The sequence below is a fragment of the Streptomyces sp. NPDC093225 genome, assembly GCF_044753805.1.
Taxonomy (GTDB): Bacteria; Actinomycetota; Actinomycetes; order Streptomycetales; family Streptomycetaceae; genus Streptomyces.
Map to the genome: position 1 here is coordinate 21323 of NZ_JBIVNX010000076.1, position 8295 is coordinate 29617.

Annotated in this window: 8 protein-coding genes; 3 read left to right on the forward strand and 5 right to left on the reverse strand. The window is 74.8% G+C overall.

What is annotated here, in order from left to right:
• Positions 1-40: 40 nt before the first annotated feature.
• Entirely contained in the window at positions 41-1015 is a 975-nt protein-coding gene (locus ACIQCH_RS36145; RefSeq protein WP_402588199.1) for an acyl-ACP desaturase, read from the forward strand.
• A gap of 37 nt (positions 1016-1052) precedes the next feature.
• Here ACIQCH_RS36145 and ACIQCH_RS36150 read toward each other — a convergent pair whose 3' ends face one another.
• On the reverse strand, positions 1053-1316 hold the full coding sequence (locus tag ACIQCH_RS36150) for a WhiB family transcriptional regulator (protein WP_402588201.1): 264 nt from the start codon (positions 1314-1316) through the stop codon (positions 1053-1055).
• A gap of 125 nt (positions 1317-1441) precedes the next feature.
• On the reverse strand, positions 1442-2236 hold the full coding sequence (locus ACIQCH_RS36155) for a VOC family protein (RefSeq protein WP_402588203.1): 795 nt from the start codon (positions 2234-2236) through the stop codon (positions 1442-1444).
• Between the two features lie 147 nt (positions 2237-2383).
• Here ACIQCH_RS36155 and ACIQCH_RS36160 point away from each other — a divergent pair, with 147 nt between their 5' ends.
• Entirely contained in the window at positions 2384-3259 is an 876-nt protein-coding gene (locus ACIQCH_RS36160) for a PhzF family phenazine biosynthesis protein (protein ID WP_402588205.1), read from the forward strand.
• Between the two features lie 30 nt (positions 3260-3289).
• Here the strand turns inward: ACIQCH_RS36160 and ACIQCH_RS36165 are convergent, their stop codons facing one another.
• The gene (locus ACIQCH_RS36165; protein ID WP_402588207.1) at positions 3290-4672 is read right to left on the reverse strand and encodes an AMP-binding protein; all 1383 of its coding nucleotides are present in this window, start codon (positions 4670-4672) and stop codon (positions 3290-3292) included.
• 202 nt (positions 4673-4874) lie between these two features.
• Positions 4875-5909 (reverse strand): helix-turn-helix domain-containing protein, encoded by a 1035-nt coding sequence (locus tag ACIQCH_RS36170; protein ID WP_402588209.1) that lies wholly within the window; start codon positions 5907-5909, stop codon positions 4875-4877.
• 108 nt (positions 5910-6017) lie between these two features.
• On the opposite strand from ACIQCH_RS36170, the gene ACIQCH_RS36175 reads away from it, so the two are divergent.
• Entirely contained in the window at positions 6018-6914 is an 897-nt protein-coding gene (locus ACIQCH_RS36175; RefSeq protein WP_402588211.1) for an alpha/beta hydrolase, read from the forward strand.
• Positions 6915-7052: 138 nt separating this feature from the next.
• Here ACIQCH_RS36175 and ligD read toward each other — a convergent pair whose 3' ends face one another.
• A complete protein-coding gene (gene ligD / locus ACIQCH_RS36180; RefSeq protein WP_402588213.1) occupies positions 7053-8063 on the reverse strand; it encodes a non-homologous end-joining DNA ligase in 1011 nt (336 codons plus the stop codon).
• Between the last annotated feature and the right edge of the window lie 232 nt (positions 8064-8295).

Below are 8295 nucleotides of genomic sequence, written 5' to 3' on the forward strand. Positions count from 1 at the left end.
GAAGACGTAAGTAATTCGCCCCGCCCCCTGGAGTACCCCCGTGACGATCACCTCTCCCCACCTCGGCAGCTCGGCGGCGTGGACGGACGCCAAGCTGCTGTACGCGCTGGAAGAAGTGGTCGAGAAGGAGCTCAACCGCCACCTGAAGGTCACCAAGGACTGGATGCCGCACGAGTACGTGCCGTGGGGCGACGCCCGGAACTTCCCCGGCTTCTTCGAGGACGGCGAGGCCTGGCAGCCCGACCAGTCCAAGGTGACCGACATCGGCAAGATCGCCCTGGTGGTCAACCTGCTCACCGAGGACAACCTGCCGAGCTACCACCACGAGATCGCCACCCTCTTCGGCCGCGACGGCGCGTGGGGCACGTGGGTGCACCGCTGGACCGCCGAGGAGGGCCGCCACGGCATCGTCATGCGCGACTACCTGCTCGCCTCCCGGGCGGTCGACCCGGACAAGCTGGAGCAGTTCCGCATGGCGCACATGTCGGAGGGCTTCGAGTCCGACAACCGCCACTCGATGCTGCACTCGATCGCGTACGTCGCGTTCCAGGAGCTCGCCACCCGCATCTCGCACCGCAACACCGGCCACCAGTCCGGCGACCCCGTGTGCGACCGGATGCTGGCGCGCATCGCGGCGGACGAGAACCTGCACATGATCTTCTACCGCAACCTGCTGGGTTCGGCCTTCGAGCTCGCCCCGGACCTGACCATGCAGGCGGTGCGGGACGTGGTCGTCAACTTCCGGATGCCCGGACACGGCATGCCCGGCTTCGAGCGCTCGGCCGCGCAGATGGCCATCGGCGGGATCTACAACCTGCGCATCCACCACGACGACGTGCTCAGCCCGGTGCTGCGCTTCCTCAAGGTCATGCAGATCGACGGCCTCGGCCCGGAGGGCGTGCAGGCGCAGGAGGAGCTCGGCCTCTACATGGACGGCCTCGACTCCGAGGCCCGCAAGTTCGACGAGCGGCTGGCCGCCCGCGCGGCCCGCATGGCCGCGCGGGGCAAGGCGTAGCACTCGAGGCGGGGCCACCCCGCGTGGGGGCGGGCCGTCAGCCGCGGCGCAGCGCCTTGCGCTCCTGCTCCGACAGCCCGCCCCACACGCCGAAGCGCTCGTCGTTGGCCAGCGCGTACTCGAGACAGGCGGCGCGGCCCTCGCACGCCCCGCACAGCCTCTTCGCGTCGCGGACCGACGTGCCCGGCTCCGGGAAGAAGAAGTCCGGGCCCGTCTGCGCGCACAGCGCGTCCCACTGCCACGGCGTGGCGGGGGTGGGCGCGGTGGACGGGATCGGCGGGAGAGTCTTCGTGATCGGCATGTCCTGCATGCTGCCGAAGCCGGATATACGGCCGATCAACAGGCCATCAACGCGCGTCCATCAGCCATCCCACGGCGCACGCCCGCCGCTCGACCGATCACGCGCGATCACCCCCGCCCGCCCGCTCACGCGCCGCTCGGCGGAGCGCTCGCGATCACCGCGAAACGCGCCCCCGCCGGGTCGGCCAGCTTGGCGAACCGGCCCACCCCCTCCATGAACAGCGGCGTCAGCCGGACCTTCCCGCCCGTCTCCTCGGCCCTGGCCGCGGTCAGGTCGCAGTCCTGCACCTCGAAGTACGGCGTCCAGTACGGCGCCCCGGCGTCCTCGACGGGGTCGGGCCCGATCGGCACCAGCCCGCCGAAGGCGGCCTCCTCCGACGCGCCCGCGGGCCTGACGACGGTGTACGTGCCGCCGTCGAACGGCATCTCGGACACCTCCCAGCCGAACACGGCGCGGTAGAAGCGCGCCGCGGCGGCCACGTCGGGGGTGTACAGCTCGGCCCAGCACAGCGTGCCCACGTCGGTGACGGCCTGCAGGCCGCGCGTCGCGCGCGGCTGCCAGACCCCGAAGGGGACGCCCGCGGGGTCGGTGAAGATCGCCATCCGGCCCTGGTCCAAAACGTCCATCGGCTCGAACGCCACGCCGCCGCCCGCGTCCCGGACGGCCCGCGCGGTCGCGTCGGCGTCGGCGGTCTGGAAGTAGACGTTCCAGCTCGGCGGCCCCTGCTCCTCCGTCACGGTCATCCCGCCCGCGACCGTCCGGCCGGCCAGCCGGAACATGCCGTAGCCGCCCACCTCCGCGCCGCCCGGCTCGAAGTCCCAGCCGAACAGTGCGGCGTAGAAGGTCCCGGCCCCGGCGATGTCGGGCGTGCCGAGGTCGATCCAGTTCGGCGCGCCGTCGACGTAGTTGGTGGTGAGCATCAGGGCCTCCTTGGGACGGATCCCGTTCCGACCCTTCGAGCATGGCACCCGGCACGGACGGTCCGCCGGACGGACGCGCCGCGCGCCCGTCCAATCGTTCCCGATTGGCCTTGGCGGACGGCGCGACCGCGTCCTTACCTTCCCGACATGCGCGTTCACCTCGTCGATGCCTTCACCGACCGCCCGTTCGCCGGAAACCCGGCGGCCGTGTGCCTCCTGCCGCCCGGGGCGTGGCCGGACGACCGCCGCCTGCAGCGGACCGCGGCCGAGCTCAACCAGTCCGAGACCGCCTTCGCCCTCCCGCTGCCCGCCCGGGCGGAAGCCGACTGGGCCATCCGCTGGTTCACCCCGCGCGTCGAGTCGCGCCTGTGCGGCCACGCCACGCTGGCCACGGCGCACGTGCTGCGCACCGAGCGGCGGCTCACCGGCACCGTGCGCTTCCTGACCCGGCACTACGGGGTCCTGGTCACGCGTGCCGACCGGGCGGGCACCTTCACGCTGGACTTCCCCGCCGCGCCCGGCACCCCGGTGCCCGTACCGGCCGGGCTGGCCGCGGCGCTGGGCGCGGAGCCCGAGGGGGCGTTCCGGTCCGCCGCGCTCGGGGACCTGCTGGTCGTGCTGCCCGACGAGGCCGCCGTACGGGCCCTGGCCCCGGACCCGGCCGCGCTGGCCGGCCTCACCCGCCGGGAAGGCCTGCGCGGCGTCATCGTCACGGCCGCCGCCACGGCCGCCGCCACGGCCGCCGGGCCGGGGGCCGAGTACGACTTCGTGTCCCGTTTCTTCGCACCGGACCGGGGCATCCCCGAGGACCCGGTCACGGGCAGCGCCCACACCGTGCTGGCCCCGTACTGGTCGGCGCGCCTCGGCCGCAGCGTGCTCGCCGGCTTCCAGGCGTCCGCGCGCGGCGGCCTCGTCCGCACCGCCCTGCACGGCGACCGCGTCCACCTGACCGGGGCCGCGGTCACCGTGTTGGACGCCACCCTGCACGGTCCGGCCCCGACGCCGGACCGTGTGGCCCCGTGAGCCGGACGTGACCGCCCCACCACCTCCCCGTCACCCCTCGACGCGGCCGGTCACCACCAGGTCGCCGGTCGGGGTACGTCGTGCGAGGTGGCCCGTGCGGAGGTAGCCGTCGGCGGTGAAGGCACGGGCGTCGTGCTCGGGTGCCCGGTAGTGGCCGCGCGGGGTGTACGGGCCGCGGGCGAGGAGCTCGCCGGTCTCGCCGTCGGCCACGTCGCGGCCGGCTCCGTCGACGAGGCGGATCTCGTCGTCGGGCGAGAGCGGGCGGCCCTGTCCGGCGAGCACGGTCGCGTCCGGGTCGGCGGGCCGGGTGAGCACGAGAGGTCCCCCGACGCCGCCGAAGACCTGCTGAAGCCGGCAGCCGAGCGCCGGGGCCAGCCGTTCGGCGGTCGTCCGGGGCACCGGCGCGCCACCGATCTGGACGAGCCGCAGGCTGCTCAGGTCGGCCCGGGCCGCGGGCAGCGCGTCGAGCCAGCTCCGGGCGACCTCGGGCACCACCGACGTGACGGTGACCCGCTCCCGCGCGACGGCCGCAAGGGCCGCGTGGGGCGCGAGAGTTGCGTCGGTCGCGGCGGGCCCCGGTCCGGGGTCCTCGGCCAGCACCACGGTGCCGCCGACGGAGAAGGTGCCGAGGATGCCGGGGCCGCCGAGGGCCAGGTGCGACCCGGCCGGGAGCGCCGCGAGGTACACGTCGTCCGCGGTGAGCGACACCAGTTCGGCGGCGGCCCGCGCCTGGTAGGCCAGGTCGTCGTGGGTCCGCGGGACGAGCAGGGGCGCCCCGGACGTACTGCCGCAGGGCAGGAGGAGCGCCACCTGGCCGGCACTCTGCTGGAGGGCCGGACCGGGCGGGGCGTCGACGGAGTCCAGCGGGAAGTAGTGGCAGCCCGCCGGATCGGTCCGGGCACCGCCGTACGGGGAGGACTCCCCCGGCGGCTCGACGGTGAACACCCGCCGCAGGAAGGGCCACCGGGCCGCGATGTCGGCGGCCATCGCCGTGTGGTCGAAGCCCCCGTACGTCCCGGGGCCGACGTAGCCGACGGCCTGGGTGAGCAGCGCGACCTCGGACACCTCCGCCGCGCGGTACGCCGGCGGACAGGGCACGGGGACCGCGCCGGAGCGCATCAGAGCGAAGACGGCGATGACGAACTCGGGCACGTTCGGCAGGTGGACGACGACCCGCCGGCCGGGCCGTACGCCGCGCAGCCGGAACCCCGCGGCCATGCGGTCCACGCGCCGGTTGAGCTGCCCGTACGTGATGCGGGTGGCCCCGTGGACCAGCGCGGTCCGCGGCCCGTGCTCGAGGGCCCGGCCGCGCAGCAGGTCGTCCAGCGTGCTGCCGCGCCAGTGCCCGGCGGCGCAGTAGCGGTCCACGAACTCCTCGGGCCAGGGCGTGCAGCCTTCGAGCATGGGTGCCATCGGATTCCTTCCCCCGTGATCTTGGTCCCGGCCATCCCATCCGGCGGCACTCCCCCGCGCAAGGAGCCGTCCCGACCATGGACACCGCGTTCCCTCGGCGGAACGTCCAACGGCCGGCCGAGAGGCCCCGCTCATCGCCCCGACCTCCCCTGGTGAGCCCGGCCCCGGGGGGAACGGCCCCGGGGGGAACGGCACCGGCACCTCAGTGGTCGAGCAGGCGCCAGACGCCGAGGGCGAGCCGGGCCCGGGTCAGTCCGGCGGGTGCGGTGAGGTCGATGCCCAGGGCCCTGCCGATCTGTTCGACACGGCGCGCGACGCTGCTGTGGTGCAGGTGGAGCAGGTCGGCGGCGCGTCGCAGCGAGCCGGTGGCGCAGTACGCGTCCAGCGTCTCCAGGTCCTCCGGATCGCCGACGAGCCGGGCGATCGCGGCCACGTCCGCGTTCTCGCGCGCGACCGCCTCGGGGATCTCGGCCAGCAGCGCCAGCGCGCCCAGGTCGGCGTGGTGGCGCACGGGTTCGCGCGGACCGGTGAAGCGGAGCGCGGTACGGGCCTCCTGCCAGCACCGGTCGGGGCTCCCGGCGGCGCCGATGCCCGCCCGTACGCCCGCCGGGAAGCGGTCCGGGTCCACGGTCGTGGCCAGGATGGCGCCGACGTCGCCCAGCGGAGCCGCCTTGACCGGCCGTCCCGGGCAGATCAGCGCGCCGATCCGGTCGAGCGGCAGTCGCGAGCGGACGGCGACCACCCGGACCGGCCGGTCGGGGGCGAAGCCCAGGAGCCGCAACGCCCTTGCCCTGGCGGGCTCTTCGCTGCGCGAGCTGATGACCAGTTCGACGAGGGCGGGGTCGGCCAGGGTGGTGGGGGCGGGGCCGTACCGTTCGACGACCGCCGCCACGGCGAGGGCCAGCCGCTCCAGGAGCACCTCGTCCAGCTGGAGCGGCCCGTCGGGGCGTTCCAGCCACACCGTGCCGAACTCCTCCTCGTCGAGGGAGACCGGCATCGTGCTGGAGGCCGGCGCCGGCGGGTCGGCGGCCCCGGTACCGCCGGGCGAGAAGCGGATCGTGCGCCCGGTGCCGTGCAGCCGGATCCCGGCCACGCACTCCGCCAGGGCCGCCGAGGCCCGGGCCAGCGCGGGCAGGTCCACGCGCCGGCGCATGAGCGTGTCGTAGAACGCGACGATGCGGATCGCGCCGTCGACGTACGGATCGAGTCCCGACAGCCTCACGGCGAGTGCCTCCATGGCAGCAGGATAAGAGGCGACGGGTGCGCCAACCGTCGCACGTGAGAGGCGGGTTGGGCGACGGTCGGCGGGTGACGCGGGCGCGGGACGGCGTCGATGATGGTCGCCATGGACCCCGAACTCGAAGCCTTCCTCCCGCTGGTCCCCCGCCTCGACCTGACCGACCCGGTCGCCGCGCGCGGGACGTACACCGCGGCGGCCGCCGCGCGGCCGGTACCGGACACCTCGGCCCTGACGGTCGAGGACCGCACCGTGCCCGCGGATCCGGACGTCGCGGTGCGCGTCTACCGTCCGCACGGGGCGCACGCCGCCGTGGTCTGGCTGCACGGCGGCGGGTTCGTCATGGGCGACCTGGACACCGAGCACCTGTGGGCCACCCGGCTCGCCGAGGGCTCCGGCGCGGTGGTGGTCTCGGTGGGCTACCGGCTGGCCCCCGAGTGCCCGTACCCGGCCGCCCTGGACGACGCGTACGCCGCCCTCACCTGGACGGCCCGGCATGCGGCGGAACTCGGCATCGACCCCGATCGGATCGCGGTCGGCGGCCACAGCGCCGGCGGCGGACTCGCGGCCCAGGTGGCGCTGCGGGCACGCGAGGAGCGTGGGCCGCGGATCCGCTTCCAGGTGCTCAACGAGCCGCAGCTGGACGACCGTCAGGACACCTGGTCCGCACGCAACTTCACCGAAACCCCGTGGATCGACCGCGCCTCGGTCACCGCCTCGTGGCGGCACTACCTCGGCCCCGGCCCCGCCGCGCCCGGTGCCGCTCCGGCCCGGGCCGCCGACCTGTCCGGCCTGCCGGACGCCTACGTCGCCACGGCCGAGTTCGACCCCAACCGCGACGAGGCCGTCGCCTACGCGCTCCGGCTGCTGCAGGCGGGCGTGTCGGTCGAACTCCACCAGTGGCCGGGCACCTTCCACGGATCGCAGGCGATCCTGTCCGCCGACGTCTCGCAGCGACAACTCACCGCGGTCGGCGCGGCCCTACGGCGCGCACTGGCCGACTGAGAGGACCGACGGAGCCGGCCGGACCTGCCGGGCCGGCAGTTGAGAGACGGCCGGACGGGTCGGCCCGGAAGACCGTGCCGGACCGGCCGCATGCGGAACCTGCCCGGCGGGGCCGCCCGCCCCGCCGCAACAAGGAGCTCACTCCTCGCGCTTCGCGCGGCTGGGCTGGACCCGCTTGGGCTCCCCCGGCATCTTCGGGTAGTCCGGCGGGTACGGCATGTCGCCGAGACCGTGGTCCCGCTCGTGACGCTCGGCGAGCTCCAGCACCGGGTCCAGTTCGAACCGCCGCTCGTCCATGTCGTGGTGCACGTCGCCCAGTTCGGCGTACCGCGCCGGCATCGTGACGATGTCGAAGTCCCGGGGCTCGGCGCTGTCCAGCTCCTCCCAGCGCAGCGGCGCCGAGACGGGCGCGTGCGGCCGGGGGCGCACGGAGTACGCGGAGGCGATGGTGCGGTCGCGGGCGGTCTGGTTGTAGTCGACGAAGATCCGCTCGCCCCGCTCCTCCTTCCACCACTTGGTCGTCACCCGGCCGGGCATGCGCTGCTCCAGCTCCCGCCCGATCGCGATGGCGCACCGCCGCACCTCGGTGAACGTCCACCGGGGCTCGATCGGCACGAACACGTGCAGCCCGCGCCCGCCCGAGGTCTTCGGCCAGCCCCGCAGCCCGAGCCCGTCCAGCAGCTCGTGCAGCTGGTGGGCCGCGGCCACCGCGTCGCCGTAGTCCGTACCGGGCTGCGGGTCCAGGTCGATGCGCAGCTCGTCCGGCCGGTCGGTGTCCGCCCGGCGCACCGGCCAGGGGTGGAAGGTCAGGCAGCCGAGGTTCGCCGCCCACAGCACGGCAGCCACTTCCGTGGGACACATCTCGTCGGCGCTCCGACCGCTGGGGAACGCGATGTGCGCCGTGGGGATCCAGTCCGGCAGGTACTTCGGCGCCCGCTTCTGGAAGAACGACTCGCCGTCCACCCCGTCCGGGTAGCGCTCCAGCGTCGTGGGCCGGTCACGCAGCCCGCGCAGTACGCCCTCGCCCACGGCCAGGTAGTACTGGGCGACGTCCAGCTTGGTCAGCCCGCGCTCGGGGAAGTACACCTTCTCCGGATTGCTCAGGCGCACGGTGCGGTCGCCGACCTCCAGCTCCACGGCATTGCCCATGAGCGCCACGGTAAGCGGGCCCCGCCACGCCCGCAGCCCGACGGGAGTGCCACCACGCCGCACGCGGGAAGCCGCACGGGACCTCGCACCAGGCCACCCACGCAGCCCGACGCCGTCCACCCGCGCAGCCCCGTCAGGCCGCCCCGTGGTGTGTGGGGGAGGCGCTTGACAGGGGTGGCAGGCTGGACCGGAGGCAGGCCCGGGCCAGGGGTGGCCGAAGGCCAGGGCGAAG

Bases quoted from the DNA above. Each gene is read 5' to 3' on its own strand.
- ACIQCH_RS36150 (WP_402588201.1), bottom strand. From the start codon at position 1,316: ATGCCGATCACGAAGACTCTCCCGCCGATCCCGTCCACCGCGCCCACC.
- ACIQCH_RS36155 (WP_402588203.1), bottom strand. From the start codon at position 2,236: ATGCTCACCACCAACTACGTCGACGGCGCGCCGAACTGGATCGACCTC.
- ACIQCH_RS36160 (WP_402588205.1), top strand. From the start codon at position 2,384: ATGCGCGTTCACCTCGTCGATGCCTTCACCGACCGCCCGTTCGCCGGA.
- ACIQCH_RS36165 (WP_402588207.1), bottom strand. From the start codon at position 4,672: ATGGCACCCATGCTCGAAGGCTGCACGCCCTGGCCCGAGGAGTTCGTG.
- ACIQCH_RS36170 (WP_402588209.1), bottom strand. From the start codon at position 5,909: ATGGAGGCACTCGCCGTGAGGCTGTCGGGACTCGATCCGTACGTCGAC.
- ACIQCH_RS36175 (WP_402588211.1), top strand. From the start codon at position 6,018: ATGGACCCCGAACTCGAAGCCTTCCTCCCGCTGGTCCCCCGCCTCGAC.
- ligD (WP_402588213.1), bottom strand. From the start codon at position 8,063: ATGGGCAATGCCGTGGAGCTGGAGGTCGGCGACCGCACCGTGCGCCTG.